The organism is Streptomyces globisporus, from assembly GCF_003501885.1.
In the GTDB taxonomy this organism is placed as follows: Bacteria; Actinomycetota; Actinomycetes; order Streptomycetales; family Streptomycetaceae; genus Streptomyces; species Streptomyces globisporus_D.
Genome location: NZ_QWFA01000007.1, coordinates 1 through 17,392, shown reverse-complemented (window position 1 = coordinate 17,392; position 17,392 = coordinate 1). Strand labels below are relative to the sequence as shown.

General features: G+C 71.5%; 13 protein-coding genes and 2 pseudogenes. 9 read left to right on the top strand and 6 right to left on the bottom strand.

Going from position 1 to position 17,392, the window contains the following annotated elements; translation table 11 throughout:
* Positions 1-32: 32 nt before the first annotated feature.
* Positions 33-551, bottom strand: a complete 519-nt coding sequence (locus D3105_RS02565; RefSeq protein ID WP_118899653.1) for an SHOCT domain-containing protein — start codon at positions 549-551, stop codon at positions 33-35.
* Positions 552-821: 270 nt separating this feature from the next.
* Here D3105_RS02565 and D3105_RS02560 point away from each other — a divergent pair, with 270 nt between their 5' ends.
* From D3105_RS02560 to meaB, 3 genes are read left to right on the top strand one after another with little or no spacing between them, the layout of a single operon-like run.
* Positions 822-2,684 (top strand): methylmalonyl-CoA mutase family protein, encoded by a 1,863-nt coding sequence (locus D3105_RS02560; protein WP_118899571.1) that lies wholly within the window; start codon positions 822-824, stop codon positions 2,682-2,684.
* Entirely contained in the window at positions 2,684-4,924 is a 2,241-nt protein-coding gene (gene scpA / locus D3105_RS02555; protein WP_118899569.1) for a methylmalonyl-CoA mutase, read from the top strand. The genes D3105_RS02560 and scpA overlap by 1 nt, the downstream gene beginning before the upstream one ends.
* Positions 4,925-4,936: 12 nt before the next feature.
* A complete protein-coding gene (meaB, locus tag D3105_RS02550) occupies positions 4,937-5,956 on the top strand; it encodes a methylmalonyl Co-A mutase-associated GTPase MeaB (RefSeq protein WP_118899567.1) in 1,020 nt (339 codons plus the stop codon).
* 86 nt (positions 5,957-6,042) lie between these two features.
* On the opposite strand, the gene D3105_RS34435 is transcribed toward meaB, so the two are convergent.
* A complete protein-coding gene (locus D3105_RS34435; RefSeq protein ID WP_165890954.1) occupies positions 6,043-6,372 on the bottom strand; it encodes a hypothetical protein in 330 nt (109 codons plus the stop codon).
* A gap of 16 nt (positions 6,373-6,388) precedes the next feature.
* On the opposite strand from D3105_RS34435, the pseudogene D3105_RS02545 reads away from it, so the two are divergent.
* Positions 6,389-6,553 (top strand): annotated as a pseudogene (locus D3105_RS02545) (phosphopantetheine-binding protein); the annotation flags it as partial.
* A 133-nt stretch (positions 6,554-6,686) separates the two neighbouring features.
* Positions 6,687-7,955: a DUF6357 family protein gene (locus D3105_RS02540; RefSeq protein WP_118899565.1), complete on the top strand. Its 1,269-nt coding sequence runs from the start codon at positions 6,687-6,689 to the stop codon at positions 7,953-7,955.
* Here the strand turns inward: D3105_RS02540 and pgm are convergent.
* On the bottom strand, positions 7,952-9,595 hold the full coding sequence (gene pgm, locus D3105_RS02535) for a phosphoglucomutase (alpha-D-glucose-1,6-bisphosphate-dependent) (RefSeq protein WP_118899563.1): 1,644 nt from the start codon (positions 9,593-9,595) through the stop codon (positions 7,952-7,954). The two genes, D3105_RS02540 and pgm, sit on opposite strands and share 4 nt — an antisense overlap.
* Before the next feature lie 214 nt (positions 9,596-9,809).
* Complete coding sequence (locus tag D3105_RS02530; RefSeq protein WP_118899561.1) at positions 9,810-10,877, bottom strand: chitinase; 1,068 nt, start codon at positions 10,875-10,877, stop codon at positions 9,810-9,812.
* A gap of 209 nt (positions 10,878-11,086) precedes the next feature.
* Here D3105_RS02530 and D3105_RS35140 point away from each other — a divergent pair.
* A pseudogene (locus D3105_RS35140) lies at positions 11,087-11,203 on the top strand (short-chain fatty acyl-CoA regulator family protein); the annotation flags it as partial.
* A 137-nt stretch (positions 11,204-11,340) separates the two neighbouring features.
* Positions 11,341-11,889: a CchlQ gene (locus tag D3105_RS02525; protein WP_118899559.1), complete on the top strand. Its 549-nt coding sequence runs from the start codon at positions 11,341-11,343 to the stop codon at positions 11,887-11,889.
* 24 nt (positions 11,890-11,913) lie between these two features.
* Here D3105_RS02525 and D3105_RS02520 read toward each other — a convergent pair whose 3' ends face one another.
* Positions 11,914-12,348: a hypothetical protein gene (locus D3105_RS02520; protein WP_118899557.1), complete on the bottom strand. Its 435-nt coding sequence runs from the start codon at positions 12,346-12,348 to the stop codon at positions 11,914-11,916.
* Between the two features lie 269 nt (positions 12,349-12,617).
* Between D3105_RS02520 and D3105_RS02515 the strand changes: the two genes are divergently transcribed.
* Positions 12,618-13,568, top strand: coding sequence for a DUF3048 domain-containing protein (locus D3105_RS02515; RefSeq protein ID WP_118899555.1), 951 nt, complete (start codon positions 12,618-12,620; stop codon positions 13,566-13,568).
* A 67-nt stretch (positions 13,569-13,635) separates the two neighbouring features.
* Here D3105_RS02515 and D3105_RS02510 read toward each other — a convergent pair whose 3' ends face one another.
* Positions 13,636-15,369: a discoidin domain-containing protein gene (locus D3105_RS02510; protein ID WP_118899553.1), complete on the bottom strand. Its 1,734-nt coding sequence runs from the start codon at positions 15,367-15,369 to the stop codon at positions 13,636-13,638.
* A 350-nt stretch (positions 15,370-15,719) separates the two neighbouring features.
* On the opposite strand from D3105_RS02510, the gene D3105_RS02505 reads away from it, so the two are divergent.
* Positions 15,720-17,392, top strand: a 1,673-nt coding sequence (locus D3105_RS02505) for a discoidin domain-containing protein (protein ID WP_118899551.1), incomplete at its 3' end; no start/stop codon positions are given.

Here is a 17,392-nt window from a genome sequence, read left to right as displayed (position 1 = left end):
ATTCGCCCTACACAGGATCAACGTCGTACGCGTCAGTCCGACAGAAGCCTGGTCTTCTGCTCCACGAACTCGGCGTCGGTGAGAATCTCGCGCTTCCACAGCTCGGCGAGGCGCTCCAGCCGGTTGATGATGTCGTCGCCCGCGGCCTCGTCCGTCCCGGCCCCGTCGGCGCCGAGGCGCTCGTGCGCGACGAACGTGCCGCCCGCCTCGCGGGCCGTACGGGCGAGCTCCGTGGTCCACAGGTCTTCCCGGACGACGATCGCGACGACATCGCCCGCCGGTACGCCCTGGTCGAGCCGGTCGATGTCCTCCGCGCTCAGCACCGGCGCCGCCCCGCCCTCCGCCGTATCGGCGGGAACCACCCCCTCGGGGTCCAGCTCCCGCAGGTCCACCGGGGCCGGCGCGCCGCCTTCGGTCCGCCGGACGAAGACCAGGTCGCCGACGCGTACGGCACCGGACGACACGGCCTCGGCGAGGGCGGGGGCGACCGCCCCGGTGAAGCGACCGCCGGGGAAGGCGATGACGAGGTATTCCACAGGTCCGACGGCCACGGTCGCGTCCTCTCCGTATCCCGGCGGCCGCAGGGGCACCGGGGTGGATACGGCATTCCAGGGATGGCATAAGAAATCAGGAAACTTCGCACATAATATGCATCAGTGTCCCGATTCATCCCGATGTTGAGGACCGTCGTGTTGCCCCGGACGTGCGTCCGCCGAGCCGGTTACGCGACCGTAGGTAAAGGATCAAGTGCATACCCGAGAGGGCAAGGTCACAGCACGTGCCCCTGCTGCTCATTCCGCGCACTGGCCTAGCATCTGAGCATGACGGTCCAGCCTGCTGACGGGCTTTCTCCGGCCGCCGCGTTCCCCGACCCTTCCCATGACCAGTGGCAGAGCCTCGTCGAAGGCGTACTGCGCAAGTCGGGCAAGGAAGTCTCGGGCTCGGCCGCCGAGGAAGCTCTGTCCACCACACTGGAGGACGGGCTCACCACCCGCCCCCTCTACACCGCGAGCGACGAGTCGCCGGACACCGGCTTCCCCGGCTTCGCCCCCTTCACCCGGGGCAGCAGGGCCGAGGGGAACGCGGCGGGCGGCTGGGACGTGCGCCAGCGCCACGCCCTGACCGACCCCGCCCGGCTGGGCGAGGCGCTGCTCGGCGATCTGGAGAACGGGGTCACCTCGCTCTGGCTCACGGTGGGCGGCCCTGCGGGCGTCCCCGTCGACGGGCTCGCACGGGCGCTGGAGGGCGTGTACCTCGATCTCGCGCCCGTCGCGCTCGACGCCCCGGCCGACCTGGACGCCGCCGCCACGGAACTGCTGCGCCTGTACGAGGAGCGCGGCGTCGCCAGGAACGAGGCGCGCGGCACGCTGGGCGCCGATCCGCTCGGCCATGAGGCCCGGACGGGCGTCATGGCGGATCTCGCCCCCGCCGTGCGCTGGGCCAGCCGGTGCGACGCGGAGTACCCGGGGCTGCGCGCGATCGTCGTGGACGGGTTGCCGTACCACGAGGCGGGCGGTTCGGCCGGCGAGGAGCTCGGGCTCTCCCTGGCCACCGGCGTCGCCTATCTGCGGGCCCTGACCGCTGCCGGGATGAGCGTGGAGGCGGCCTGCGGGCAGCTGGAGTTCCGGTACGCGGCCACCGCCGACCAGTTCCTGACCATCGCCAAGCTGCGCGCGGCGCGCCGGCTGTGGGCGCGGGTCGCCGAGGCGTCCGGCGCTCCCGCCGCCGGGGCGCAGCGGCAGCACGCCGTCACCTCGCCGGTGATGATGACGCGCCGCGACCCGTGGGTGAACATGCTGCGCACCACGCTCGCCACGCTGGGCGCGGGGGTGGGCGGCGCGGACTCCGTGACCGTGCTGCCGTTCGACCACGCGCTGGGCCTGCCCGACGCGTTCGCGCGGCGGATCGCCCGTAACACCTCGACGATCCTGATGGAGGAGTCGCACCTGGCGCGGGTCATCGACCCGGCGGGCGGCTCCTGGTACGTGGAGCGGCTGACCGACGAACTCGCCGCGGCCGCCTGGGCGTTCTTCCAGGAGACCGAGCGGGCGGGCGGCCTGCCCGCCGCCCTGCGTTCGGGGACGGTCGCGGAGCGGCTGGCCGCCACCTGGGCGGCGCGGAGCGCGAAGCTGGCGCGCCGCAAGGAGCCGATCACCGGGGTCAGCGAGTTCCCGATGCCCGGTGAGCGTCCGGTGGAGCGCGAGCCCGCACCCGACGCCTACGCCGGCGCTCCGGGCGGTCTGCCCCGGGTCCGGCGCGACGAGGCGTTCGAGGCGCTGCGGGCCCGGTCGGACGCGCACCTCGCGGCCACCGGAAGCCGGCCGAAGGTGTTCGTCGCGGCGCTCGGCCCGGCCGCAGCGCACACCGCGCGGGTCTCGTTCGCCGTCAACCTCTTCGGCGCGGGTGGGATCGAGGCGGTGCACGACCCGGTCTCCGTGGACGCGCACACCGCCGCCGGTGCGCTGGCCGCCTCCGGGGCGTCGGTCGCCGTGCTGTGCTCGTCGGACGCGCTCTACGCCGAGCAGGCGGAGCTGGTCGCCGGTGCGCTGAAGTCGGCGGGCGCGGCGCAGGTGTTCCTCGCGGGGCGCCCCGGCGAGTACGCCGATGTCGACGCCCATGTCTTCGCGGGCTGCGACGCGGTCGCCGTTCTCACCTCCGTTCTCGACCGCATGGGAGTGGCGTGATGCCGACCTCGCCCACGGACCGCAAGGCCTCCGTTCCCGACTTCTCCGACGTGCCGCTGACGGCTCCCGCGTCCGCCGGCTCCCCCGCTCCGGCCGCTTCGGCCGGGGAGTGGCGGGCGGCCGTGGCCAAGGCTGCCGACAGCGCCGAGGCCCCGCTCTGGGAGACGCCCGAGGGGATCACGGTCAAGCCGCTCTACACCGGTGAGGACCTGGAGGGCCTGGACGCGCTGCACAGCTACCCGGGCATCGCCCCGTATCTGCGCGGCCCCTACCCGACGATGTACGTCAACCAGCCCTGGACGATCCGGCAGTACGCCGGGTTCTCCACGGCCGAGGAGTCCAACGCCTTCTACCGGCGCAACCTCGCGGCCGGGCAGAAGGGTCTGTCGGTCGCCTTCGACCTGCCGACCCACCGGGGCTACGACAGCGACCATCCCCGGGTGACGGGTGACGTAGGCATGGCCGGGGTGGCGATCGACTCCATCTACGACATGCGCCAGTTGTTCGACGGGATTCCGCTGGACCGGATGTCGGTGTCGATGACGATGAACGGCGCGGTGCTTCCCGTGCTGGCGCTGTACATCGTGGCCGCCGAGGAACAGGGCGTACCGCCGGAGAAGTTGGCCGGGACCATTCAGAACGACATTCTGAAGGAGTTCATGGTCCGCAACACCTACATCTATCCGCCGTCACCCTCGATGCGGATCATCTCCGACATCTTCGCGTTCACCTCTCAGAAGATGCCGCGCTACAACTCCATCTCGATCTCCGGCTATCACATCCAGGAGGCCGGGGCGACGGCCGATCTGGAGCTGGCGTACACGCTCGCCGACGGGGTGGAGTATCTGCGCGCCGGGCAGGAAGCGGGCCTGGACGTCGACGCGTTCGCGCCGCGCCTGTCGTTCTTCTGGGCGATCGGGATGAACTTCTTCATGGAGGTCGCCAAGTTGCGGGCGGCCCGGCTCCTGTGGGCGCGCCTGGTCAAGCAGTTCGACCCGAAGAACCCCAAGTCGCTTTCACTGCGCACCCATTCGCAGACCTCGGGGTGGTCGCTGACCGCGCAGGACGTGTTCAACAATGTGACGCGTACGTGCGTTGAGGCGATGGCCGCGACGCAGGGGCACACCCAGTCGCTGCACACCAACGCGCTCGACGAGGCGTTGGCGCTGCCCACCGACTTCTCGGCCAGGATCGCCCGCAACACGCAGCTCCTGCTCCAGCAGGAGTCCGGCACCTGCCGGGTCATCGACCCGTGGGGCGGCAGCGCGTACGTGGAGAAGCTGACGCGGGACCTCGCGGAGCGGGCCTGGCAGCACATCGAGGAGGTCGAGGCGGCCGGCGGAATGGCGAAAGCCATCGACGCGGGCATCCCCAAGCTCCGGGTGGAGGAGGCGGCCGCGCGGACGCAGGCGCGGATCGACTCCGGGCGGCAGCCGGTGATCGGCGTGAACAAGTACCGGGTGGAGACCGACGAGCAGATCGACGTGCTCAAGGTCGACAACTCCTCGGTGCGCACCCAGCAGATCGAGAAGCTGCGCCGGCTGCGCGAGGAGCGCGACGAGGTGGCGTGCCAGGAGGCGCTGCGGGCGCTGACGGCCGCCGCCGAGCGCGACCCGGGTCCGGGCCTTGAGGGCAATCTGCTGGCGCTGGCGGTCGACGCGGCGCGCGCGATGGCCACGGTCGGCGAGATCTCGGACGCGCTGGAGAAGGTGTACGGCAGGCACGCCGGGCAGATCCGTACGATCTCCGGTGTGTACCGCAAAGAGGCAGGAGAGTCCCCTTCCGTGGACCGGACCCGTGCGCTGGTCGACGCGTTCGAGGAGGCGGAGGGCCGCCGGCCGCGCATCCTGGTCGCCAAGATGGGCCAGGACGGCCACGACCGGGGCCAGAAGGTGATCGCCACGGCCTTCGCCGACCTGGGCTTCGACGTGGACGTCGGCCCGCTGTTCCAGACGCCGGGCGAGGTGGCGCGGCAGGCCGTCGAGGCCGACGTGCACATCGTGGGCGTCTCCTCGCTGGCGGCGGGGCACCTGACGCTGGTGCCCGCGCTGCGCGAGGAGCTGGCCGCCGAGGGCCGCGAGGACATCATGATCGTGGTGGGCGGGGTCATTCCGCCACAGGACGTGGAGGCCCTGCACGAGGCGGGCGCGGCCTCGGTCTTCCCGCCGGGGACGGTGATCCCGGACGCGGCCCACGACCTGGTGACGCGGCTCGGTGCCGCGCTCGGCCACGAGCTGTGAGCCGCTGACCGGATGGCTGCGAAGATCGACATCGACGCCTATGTGCAGGGAGTGCTCGACGGGAAGCGGGCGTTCGTGGCGCGCGCGATCACGCTCGTCGAGTCGACGCGGGCCGAACACCGGGTGCTGGCCCAGCAGTTGCTGAGCCGGCTGCTGCCGCACGCGGGGGCGGCCCGGCGGATCGGGATCAGCGGGGTGCCGGGCGTGGGCAAGTCCACGTTCATCGACGCGCTCGGCACGATGCTCACCGGGCTCGGCCACCGGGTGGCGGTGCTCGCGGTCGACCCGTCCTCCAGCCGTACGGGCGGTTCCATCCTGGGTGACAAGACCCGGATGGAGCGCCTGGCGGTGGACCCGGCCGCCTTCGTCCGCCCCTCCCCCACGGCGGGCACGCTGGGCGGAGTGGCCAAGGCGACCCGGGAGTCCATCGTGGTGATGGAGGCGGCGGGGTACGACGTGGTGCTGGTGGAGACGGTGGGGGTCGGGCAGTCGGAGACGGCGGTGGCCAACATGGTCGACACGTTCCTGCTGCTGACCCTGGCCCGTACCGGCGACCAGTTGCAGGGCATCAAGAAGGGCGTCCTGGAGCTGGCGGACGCCATCGCGGTGAACAAAGCAGACGGCCCGCACGAGCGTGACGCCCGCTCGGCGGCGCGTGAACTGGCGGGCGCGCTACGGCTGATGCATCCGGCGGACGCGGCCTGGACTCCCCCGGTGCTCACGTGCAGCGCGCGCGAGTCGACCGGGCTCGACACGCTGTGGGACCGGCTGGAGCAGCACCGTACGGTCCTGGAGTCCACCGGCAGGCTGGCGGCCAAGCGCCGCGACCAGCAGGTGGACTGGACCTGGGCCATGGTCCGGGACGAGCTGCTGGACAGCCTCTACGGCCATCCGGCGGTGCGGAAGCTCGCGCCGGAGCTCGAACAGCGAGTCCGGGAGGGCACGTTGACGGCGACGCTGGCGGCGGAGGAGATCCTCGGCGCGTTCCGCGGCGGCGTTCGGGGCGAGCCCGGCGCGGGCGGGCCGGGCTGAACACGTCGGCGATGGACAAGGCCTGAGGGGCCCGTGGTCCGCCACGGGCCCCTCAGGCCTTGTCCCCCGTGACGGGCGGCCGGGCGTCACGCCGGGCAGATCTCGTCCGGCAGTGGTCCGAGCAGTGCACTGCGCGCCACGAGGAGGTCCTCGCGGAAGGTGAGCCGGAGGTCCTCACTCTCCCGCCCGGTCCGCAGGTCGACGGCGTACAGCTTCCGCTCCCCGGCCACATGGACCGCGACGGTCCCGGGGGCACGATGCTCGTCGACGTTGCAGTGCGGTTCGTCCTGGGAGGTCAGCCCGAGATCCTTGAGGTCGATCGGCGTGCGAAGTCGACGTCCGTCCCGCGTGCTCCAGTACTCGATTACTCGATCCGGGTCCCGGACAGGGTGACGAGGCGGTCGTCGGGCTGGCACACGAGGGTCACGGGCTCTCGCCGTCGACGAGAACCTCATCGACCACGGCCTCGACTCGGTCCGCCTGATGTCGCCGGCCGCCGCCTGGCGTCGCGACCACGGGATCGAGGTGGCCTTCGCCGACCTCGCCGAGAAGCCGGCGCTGGAGGCCTGGGCGCCACTGCTGGGGGTGACCGGCTGACCTGGCGTACCAGCGCGTGCGACGGGAGTCCGCCCGGAGTCGCCGAGCACCGGAGTGGACGGTGTCGGCGTCCCGGGCGCCGTCGTCGTGGGGCCCGGGCCACCGGTCTCGTCCGATGGGAAAGACTGGGACCATGAGAGACATCGTCTTCACGCGCGCGAGCGGCTGGATCCCGAACGTGATCCGCGAGGACGGCGAGCTGAAACTGATGCTCGGCGCCGGGGCGGACGCCAACCACTCGCCCCGCGAGTTCACGTTCCCGATCGGGGAAGCCCATCTCGCGGTGGTCCGGGAGGACCTGGGCAGGCACCTGCTGCTGTGGAGCGCGGTCCTTCCGCTGTGCGATGCCGCCGGAACCCGGGGCAGGCTCGACGAGGACGCCGCCGTCGCGCTCCTGGATCCGGTTCTCCTCGCCGCGCCCGCGGACGTCGATGCGCTCTTCGGACGCATCCCGTGGGCCAGGGGCCGGCTCATCGCCCATGGGGCCGACATCGGTCTGCTGGAGCGCGGTCAGGTGTGCGCGGCGATGCGCGCGGCGACGGAGACGTCCGACGAGAAGCGGGCTCAGGAGCATCACGCGAACCGGCGTCGCGCCGAGCGCGGCGTGGTCCTCGGTCCGCTCGACACCGCGCTTCTGAAGTACACGGGCCAGTACGTGCACGGCGCGACGATCCCGAGGCGGCTGCCGGACGCCGTCGACCCCACGCTGCTGCCCGAGGTCATGCGGGTGCTCGCCACCGCCGAGCGGGCGTGCGCCGGACTGCGCATCGGCCGCGACCCGCGCCGGGGGAAACGCGCCACGGACAAGCGCGACTGGGGCCGGATGGAGACGGCGGTGGACGCCGCCGTGCGCCGCGCGCACCCGGATATCGCCGACGACGCCGTTCGCACCGTGAGCTTCCTGATGTGCTCGGAGGCCGCCGATCGCTCCAGGGACACGCCTCTGGAGGATGACGAGGAGACCACCGGCGACCCCGGCGAGGACCCGAGGACAAGGAAGACCGTCCTGTCCTTCACCGACGACAAGGGCGTCGAGAAGAAGTGGCGCGCGGACAGCGGCCGTACCGCCTCGGCGGAGTTCTGGGAGTTCGTCGGCGACCGCTCCGCCGGGGACAACGAGGTCTTCACCATCGAGGACGAGGAGCTGGGTGAGGGGATCCAGCTCCACTTCTACGCCGACTCCGCCGCCCGGGTCATGACGGTGCGCAAGGGCCGGGGCGGAACGGATCCGGAGTACCGGGTCGAGTACAGCCTGATCGACGGGATCGGCGGGTACCGGACCCTGGTGAGCGCCTACGTCCGCGGTGGCTGGGCCGCACTCGACCGGCACGGCTCCTGGCTGCCGGACGCCGCCGGGCTGGAACGCGCCCGGCGGCGACGCGACGGCCGATCCGGCTCCTAGGCGCCGCCCAGCGCTTCGGACACCAGCGCTCGGGCCTCCTCCTGGACCTGGGCGAGGTGGCCCGGGCCCTGGAAGCTCTCCGCGTACACCTTGTAGACGTCCTCGGTGCCCGAGGGGCGGGCGGCGAACCAGGCGCTGTCGGTGCAGACCTTGAGGCCGCCGATCGGGGCGCCGTTGCCGGGGGCCTCGGTGAGGACGGCGGTGACCGGCTCCCCGGCCAGGGTGTCGGCCTTGACCTGCTGCGGGGAGAGCTTCGCCAGGACGGCCTTCTCCTCGCGGGTGGCGGGGGCGTCGATACGGGCGTACGCCGGGTCGCCGAAGCGGTCGGTGAGGCGGGCGTAGTGCTCGGAGGGGGTGGCACCGGTGACGGCGGTGATCTCCGAGGCGAGGAGGGCCAGCAGGATGCCGTCCTTGTCCGTCGTCCAGACCCGGCCGTCGCGGCGCAGGAAGGAGGCCCCGGCGGACTCCTCGCCGCCGAAGCCGAGGCTGCCGTCGTAGAGGCCGTCGACGAACCACTTGAAGCCGACAGGGACTTCCACCAGGGGCCGGCCGAGGTCCTGGGCGACCCGGTCGATCATCGAGGAGGAGACCAGGGTCTTGCCGATGCCGGTCCCGGCGGCCCAGTTCTCGCGGTGGGTGTAGAGGTAGTCGATGGCGACGGCCAGGTAGTGGTTGGGGTTCATCAGCCCGCCGTCGGGGGTGACGATGCCGTGCCGGTCGGCGTCCGCGTCGTTGCCGGTGGCGATGGCGTACGCGTCACGCTGCTCGATGAGCGAGGCCATGGCGTGCGGCGAAGAACAGTCCATGCGGATCTTTCCGTCCCAGTCCAGCGTCATGAACCGCCAGGTGGGATCGGCCAGCGGGTTGACGACCGTGAGGTCGATCCGGTGGCGCTCGGCGATCCGCCCCCAGTAGGCGACGGACGCGCCGCCGAGCGGGTCGGCGCCGATGCGGATGCCCGCGTCCCGTACGGCGTCGAGGTCGAGGACGGACGGCAGGTCGTCGACGTACGCGGTCAGGAAGTCGTGGCGACGGGTGGTGCCGGCGGCCAGGGCGCGGGCGTAAGGGATCCGGCGGACCTCCCCGAGTCCGGCCTCGATGAGAGTGTTCGCCCGGTCCTGGATCCAGGAGGTGGCGTCGGAGGCGGCCGGCCCCCCGTTCGGCGGGTTGTACTTGAAGCCGCCGTCGGCGGGCGGATTGTGCGACGGCGTGACCACGATGCCGTCGGCCAGGTGCTCGGTGCGCCCCTGGTTGTACGTGAGGATGGCGTGCGAGACGGCCGGCGTCGGGGTGTAGCCGTCCTCGCTGTCGATGAGGACGGTGGCCCCGTTGGCGGCGAGCACCTCCAGGGCGGTCACCCGGGCGGGCTCGGAGAGCGCGTGGGTGTCCGCGCCGAGGAACAGGGGCCCGTCGGTGCCCTGGCGGGCGCGGTAGTCGCAGATCGCCTGGGTGGTGGCGGCGATGTGGTCCTCGTTGAACGCGGCGGCGAACGCGGAGCCCCGGTGGCCGGAGGTTCCGAAGGCGACGCGCTGGGCGGGGTCGGCCGGGTCGGGGTGGAGGGCGTAATAGGCCGTCACCAGCCGTGCCACGTCGACCAGGTCTGCGGACTGTGCCGGCTGACCGGCCCGTTCGTGCACCATCGGGTCTCCTCGTACGTCTTCGTCGTCGGCCGGCCCGCGGGGAGACGGGCCCGTCGCACCGGGAAACGATCACCCCGGTCCGTACCCGATTCTGCTCTCTCGACCGCCCCGGCGTGCGACCGGTTCACGCCTTCCTCGTGTCGCCCCCGGACGGAGCGGCACCGCGCCCCCGGTCATCGGCAAACCGGGGGCGCGGAATCCGTACGGGCGGGGGTCAACGGCCCTGGAGGGCCTTCACGTTGTCGCCGAAGGTCCAGCCCTTCGAGCCGTCCCAGTTCAACGACCAGGTCATCAGCCCCTTCAGTGAGCCGTTGTAGTGGTTCCAGGCCTGCGAGACGAGCGAGGTGGACATGTGGCCGCCGCCGGCGCCGGGCTGCGCGGGCAGTCCGGGGACCTGCTTGTCGTAGGGCACCTTGATGGTGGTGCCCTGGATGACGAGCCCCTTGTTCAGGCAGTCGGTCTGGGCGGTGAAGCCCGCGACGGTGCCGGCGGAGTAGGAGTCGCCGGAGCAGCCGTACATGCTGCCGTTGTAGTACTGCATGTTCAGCCACCACAGGCGGCCGTTGTCGGCGTACTTCTTGATGACCGGCAGGTACGCGCCCCAGATGGAGCCGTAGACGACGCTGCCGCCGGTGACGTACGCCGTCTCGGGGGCCATGGTGAGGCCGAAGTTCGACGGCATGGCGGCGAGGACGCCGTCGATGATGCGGATGAGGTTGGTCTGCGAGGGGGACGGCTGGTTGATGTTGCCGCTGCCGACGAGGCCGGTCTCGATGTCGATGTCGATGCCGTCGAAGTTGTACTTCTTCAGGATCGGGACGATCGTCCGGACGAACCGGTCGGCCACCGCGCTGGAGCTGAGGTCGATCCCGGCCGTGGCTCCGCCGATCGACATGAGGACGGTCAGGCCGGATGCCTTGGCCTGGCACATCTCGGCGGGGGTGGCGACCTTGACGGTGCTGTCCATGCCGTCCTCCCAGAGGACGGTGCCGTCGGAGCGGATGACGGGGAAGGCCGCGTTGACGACGTTGTAGCCGTGCTGGGTGATGCGGGAGTCGGTGATCGGGATCCAGCCGAGCGGCGGGTGCACGCCGTTGGCCGCGCCGTCCCAGTTCTCCCAGTACCCCTGGAGCACCTTGCCCGTGGGCTTCGACTTGACCGCACAGGTCTCGGCAGCCGCCCCTGTCGTCTCCGCCGACTGCGGCGGTGCGGCTGCGACCAGCATCGGTACGACGAGCGCCGCGGCCAGGCCGAGGCCCAGCAGTCGTGATGTACGCCCCATGGTCCGGATGTCCTTCCTGCCCGGGTCAGCCGCCGTCGGTGCGAAGGGTTCACCCCGACCCGCCCTGTGTCGTGACCCCGTCAAAACGTAGAATGGTCCAGACCTTCGGTCAAGAGGTCTGGACCAGACTGCCCGTCAGAAACCGTCCGTCCGGAGCCGTGCGGCGGACACCGCGCGGGCCCCTCAGCCCCGGCGCAGCCCAACTCCATATCTGCGAACGCCTGGACTGTCCGTAGCGGGCGGTCCCCCCGCTGGGGCAGCCGCCGGCGATCGACGAGAACAGCAGCACGTTCGTGCCGTATCCGGTGAAGGGGAGGCCTGCCTAGGCGGCGCCGGCGAACTCCGCGCGTGGGGAGCACTTCTGAGCACCGTGTGCTGGGCCGCCCGAAAGCCGGGTGGCGAGGGTGCGGCGGGGATAGATTCGGGGGCGCGGACACCATGATCGTCTCCGAGGGGAACAGCAGTGGACTGGGGCACGCTCGTCGCCACCGTCAGCGGCGGATTCATCGCGATATCGGGCACCGTGCTGGCGGACCGGCTGCGCCAGCGCCATGAGAGGGACCGGGAGGCCGACGAGCGGCGGCGGTCGGTGTACATCGAGTTCATCGCCGCCGTGGGGAAATGCCACACCCGGTTGCGCGGCATAGCCCAGGCGCAGGACCCGGGCGTCGATCCGGAGCTCGCCGCCCGCGCGGCCTTCGACGAAGCAGGCGTCCACGAGGTGCGCGAGCGGTTCTTCATCGACGCCTCCGCCCAGGTGGCCGGCGCCGGGCAGGCGATGTTCCAGCAGTTGCGCGCCGTCCAGCGCGTTGTGGGTTCGGGCGCGGCGCACACCTCGGCCGCCTTCCACGACGCCTACCACCCCTACCTCGACCTGGTCTGGGCCTACCGGGTGTCGGTGCGCGGGGAGCTGAAGGACCGCGCGTTCTCGCCCGAGTCCTTCGGTTGGGAGGCCTGGGACGGCAGGGAGCGGTGTCCGGTGTGCCGGGGCGAGCTCACTACGGGAGCGTGAGGGCCGCCCCGACACCGGGGGCGCCTACGCGGTGCCCGGCCCCCGCGGGGGTGCGCTGTCGTTGACCCACTGAGCCATGATCACCGGGGCGTTGCAGTGGCCGCCGCTGATCGTGTTGTGATTGATCGCCACGCTGGGGCCTGCGGCCTGCCGGGGCGCCGGCTCGTCGAGGATGGCCCGCAGCTCCTGCTCGGCCTCCGGGTTGTCGCGCAGGGCCCGGCGGATCCTGATGCGCCACTCGGCCGCGACGTCGGCGGCCCCGTCATCGTCGCCGTTGCGGCGGGCGGCGGTCAGTTCCTCGCGGGACTCCTCCAGCTCGGCGTCGATCACCTCGTCGTCCTCGCCGCGGCCCAGGAAGCGGGCCGGCCGCCCGCGCACCTGCGTCCAGGCCTCCGTCGCCATCAGCCCCACGAACGTCGTCGCACCCGATGCCGCCGGTGCCGCCAACTCGGCTTCCACCGATCCCCCTCTGCCTCGCCTGTTCACCTCGTGCGGGTACGAGAGCCCGTCACTGGTGCAACCAGTAGAGAGCGAACAGCGCCTTCGGAAGGCGCATCGAGGGCGCGGCGCAGAGCAGTTCCGGCCATGCCGGGAGCGTCCGGGCCGGGCGCGGCCTCCCGAGCGAGCAGGGGTGCACCGGACCCGTGATGGGGGATGATGGACGAGGGGCCGCGACAGGGCGACGTTCCGCAGATGTCGCCGGCCGGTGCCCCGGAAGGGCGGTCGTCATGTCCGCAGCCGGAGTGAAGAACCGGGCCGCAGCACTGTTCGCCGTGCTCGTGCTGGCCGTGACCGCCGCGTGCACGGGCGGCGACGATTCGTCGCCCTCGCCCACCACCTCCCCCTCCCGTCCGGGCGGCGCCGCCGACGTACTCGCCGTGAAGATCGACAATGTGGCGCCCGCACGCCCCCACACCGGGCTGGAGGAGGCCGACATCGTCTACGTCGAGCAGGTGGAGGCGGGCCTGAGCCGGATCCTCGCCGTGTACTCCTCCGACCTGCCGCCGGTCATCGGCCCCGTACGCAGCGCGCGGGAGACCGACCTGGAGCTGCTGCGGCAGTTCGACCGGCCGACGCTGGCCTTCTCGGGGGCCCAGAGCAGGCTGCTGCCCGTCATCGACCGCGCGCCGCTGGACCCCGTACCGCCTTCGAAGGCGCCCCAGGCGTACTTCCGGGGCCCGGACCGGCCCGCGCCGCACAACCTGTATCTGCGGCCGGAGCGGATCCCGTTCACCGCCTCCGGTGTGGACGCCGTGGCGGAGCTCGGACTCAAGGTCGGCGCGGCGCCGCCCGGCGGGGAGCCGGAGGACAGCCGTACGGTCCGCTACCCGTCCGCGTCGGTGACGTTCACCTGGTCCGCCGAGGGCGAGCGGTGGCTCGTCTCACTGGACGGCGCCCCCGCCCGTACGGCCGAGGGCGAGCACATCGGGGCCGGTACGGTCGTCGTCCAGGACGTGGACGTACGGGAGTCGGATTTCCAGGACCGGTCGGGGAACAACACTCCGTTCACCGAGACCGTGGGGTCGGGGGACGCGGTCGTCCTGCGGGACGGCCGGGCGTACGACGCCCGGTGGGTCCGGAGCTCCGCCGACGCGGACACGGTGTTCAGCACCCCTGACGGGCGGCGCGTCGACCTCGCCGATGGCCCGCTGTGGATCCTGTACGCGCCGCGCGGCTGAAGCCTGGAACGGGCGTTCGGGCGGTGCGGGGGCCACACCGTCCGGACGCCCGGGACCCGCGGGTTTCCTACTGCCAGACCTTGATGTAGTCGATGCTCATCTTCTGCGGGAAGCGGGTGGTGGCGTCGGGCGGGCCGGGCCAGTCACCGCCGACCGCGTTGTTGAGGATGAGGAAGAAGTCGTGGTCGAACACCCAGGGTCCGCGGGTGCTCTCCAGATCCTCCTTGTCGACCGTGTGCGTGACGTTGCCGTCGACCCGGAACGTCATGCCCTCGCTGTTCCAGTCCACGGCGAAGGTGTGGAAGTCGTCGGCGAAGTTCGCGCCGCCCGGCAGGGAGTACGGGGCTCCGTAGCCGGCCGCACCGTTGTACGCGGGGGCGTGCAGGGTGGAGTACGTGGTGTTGGGCTCCTTGCCGACGTGCTCCATGATGTCGATCTCACCGGTGTAGGGCCACGGACGCCCCTGGTCGAAGTAGTCCGCGCCCAGCATCCAGAACGCGGGCCAGAGCCCCTGCGTACCGGAGACCTTGATGCGGGCCTCGACCCGGCCGTAGGTGAACTGGAACTTCCCGTAGGTGTTGAGCCGCGCCGAGGTGTACTGGCAGGTGGTGCTGCCGCTCAGCGGGTCGGGCGGGCAGGCGGAACCCGGGGTTGCCTCGCGGCGGGCCTCCAGGACGAGGCTGCCGTTGCCGTCCTGGGCCGCGTTCTTGTTGTTGGTGAAGTACTCCAGCTCGTTGTTGGGGCCGGTGCCGGTCTCCGGGACCCACTTGGCCGGGTCGGGCGCGGCGCCGGCGGGGCCGTTGAAATCGTCGCTGAACACCAGCCGGTCGTACGTGGGGTCCGCGGGCAGCGACGGTGCGGGGATCGGCGCTCCGCCGGTGCCCCAGACCTGGAACTCCCAGAGCGAGTAGCCGTATTCGCCGCTGCGCTGGGTGGCGTACAGGCGCACGTGCCGGCCGGTGCCGCTGACGTCCAGCGTCTCCTTGAAGCCGGTGCCGGTGGTGGTGGAATGGATCGTCGTCCAGCCGGTCCCGTTGTCGGAGACCTCGATGCGGTAGGCCCTGGCGTACGCCGGGTCCCACTGGAGGACCACCCGGTTGATCTCCGCTCTGGCGCCGAGATCGACGGCGATCCAGCCCGGGTCGGTCCAGCCGCCCTCGGGGCTGGTGGCCCAGCGGCTGGCGGGGTCGCGGTCGAACGCCTTGCCCGGGGAGCACTCCCAGCAGGTGCCGTCGTGCTGGGAGGTCGAGGCGGAACCGGTCTTCCCGTAGGAGAGCAGGACGTCGTCGCCGGGAGCGGTGCCGCCGTTGGTGGAGTAGACCTGGAACTCGTGGAGGGAGTAGCCCCAGGGGGTGGCGCGCTCGGTACCGTGCATCCGGATGTAGCGGCCGGTGCCGGGGACCGTCAGGGTCTCGACGCCACCGGTGCCGGAGGTGGTGGAGTGGACGGTCCGCCAGTCGGCCCCGTTGTCGGAGACCTCCAGACGGTAGCCCTTGGCGTACGCGGCTTCCCAGTTGAGGACGACCTGTCCGATCGAGGTGCTCGCGCCGAGGTCGATACGAATCCACTCGTCGTCGGTGAAGGCACTGGACCAGCGGGTGGAGGTGTCGCCGTCGACGGCGGACGGGGCCGCGAAGGGGGCTTCCGTGCTGGAGGCGGTGGCCGGCTTTCCCTGGGAGACGAGGACGGCCGCGGCGGCGGCGCGTTCCGGGGCGACGGCCACGGAGAGGGTGAACAGGAGGGCCACGGCGGCCATGACCGCCAGGGCACCGCGCAACCGTGGTGTTCCACGGGCTTCCATGCGAACTCCTTGCTCTGTGAGGGGATGAGGCCGAGAGAGCGCTCCCCCGCAGTGGGGAGCGTGGCCGGAGCGGAGTGAACCGTCAAGGGTTTCGGCCGAGTTGATTCCAGACGCCACAGAGACGGCGTCCGGCTTGCCGCGCTGATGCCTGGTCAACTGCCTCCGAGCTTGCAGGAGATGAAACATCGGCTCCGGCGGAAGGGCCGGGACTCCAATCCTGCGCACAACTCTTGACGCGACGGAAACGCGGGAGAATCATTCGGCTACCGAGAGAGCGCTCTCTCCCTTTGTGGGAGCACGCGCCCGCAGCTGCACCACCCCCGCCCACCTGACCTTTCAGGAGATCAGACATGTCCGTTGCCCTCGTCAGACCCTCGCGGCCTCCCGTGGCCGCATCCCGTCGACGGCGCACGCCGGCCCTCGCGGTCATCACCACCCTGGTCGCGACGCTGCTCGCAGCCGTGCAGGCGGCTCCGGCACAGGCCGCGCCGGTGCTGCTCTCCCAGGGCAGCACGGTGACCGCCTCCAGTCAGGAGAACGGCGGCACCGCGGCGGGCAACGCCGTCGACGGGGACGGCGGGACCCGCTGGTCCAGCGCCTTCGCCGACCCCCAGTGGATCCGGATCGACCTCGGTTCGCCGGCCGCGCTCAGCCGGGTCGAACTCGCCTGGGAGGCCGCGCACGCCAAGAGCTACCGCATCGAGCTCTCGACCAATGGCAACGACTGGACGACCGCCTACAGCACCACCACATCGGCGGGCGGCAACGAGACCCTGAACGTCTCCGGCGACGCCCGTTACGTGCGGCTGACGGGCACCGAGCGGGCCACCGGATACGGCTACTCGCTCTGGGAGTTCAAGGTCTTCGGTACGCGTGACGGGGGCGGCGGACCGGAGATTCCGGGCGGCGGCGACCTCGGCCCGAACGTCCACGTCTTCGATCCGCCCACGCCGAACATCCAGGGCAAGGTCGACGAGATCTTCCAGCAGCAGGAGGAGGCCCAGTTCGGCAGCGGCCGGCACGCGCTCCTCTTCAAGCCGGGCACGTACGACAACATCAACGCGCAGATCGGCTTCTACACGCAGATCGCGGGTCTCGGCCTCAACCCGAACGCCACCACGTTCAACGGTGATGTGACCGTGGACGCGGGCTGGTTCAACGGGAACGCGACGCAGAACTTCTGGCGCTCGGCGGAGAACCTGACCCTGAACCCGGTCAACGGCACCAACCGCTGGGCGGTCTCCCAGGCCGCCCCGTTCCGCCGGATGCACGTCAAGGGCGGGCTGAACCTCGCCCCAGACGGTTACGGCTGGGCCAGCGGCGGCTACATCGCCGACTCCAAGATCGACGGCGAGGTCGGCCCGTACTCCCAGCAGCAGTGGTACACCCGCGACAGCTCCGTCGGCGGCTGGACCAACGCCGTGTGGAACATGACGTTCTCCGGCGTCCAGGGCGCCCCCGCGGCGAGCTACCCGACCCCGCCGTACACCACGCTGGACACCACCCCGATCTCGCGCGAGAAGCCGTTCCTCCACCTCGACGGCAACGAGTACAAGGTCTTCGTCCCCGCGAAGCGGGTCAACGCGCGCGGCGTCTCGTGGGACGGCGGAACCCAGCCGGGCGAGTCCATCCCGCTGAACCGCTTCTACGTCGTCAAGCAGGGCGCCACGGCCGCGACGATCAACGCCGCGCTGGCGCAGGGCCTCAACCTGCTTTTCACGCCCGGGGTTTACCACATCGACCAGACGATCAACGTGAACCGGGCGGACACCGTCGTCCTCGGGCTCGGCCTGGCCACCATCATCCCGGACAACGGGGTGACGGCCATGAAGGTCGCCGATGTCGACGGGGTGAAGCTGGCGGGCTTCCTCATCGACGCGGGCCCGGTCAACTCGGAGACGCTGCTGGAGGTCGGGCCGCAGGGCGCGTCCGCCGATCACTCGGCGAACCCGACGTCGCTCCAGGACGTGTTCGTGCGAATCGGCGGCGCGGGCCCCGGCAAGGCGACCACGAGCATCGTCGT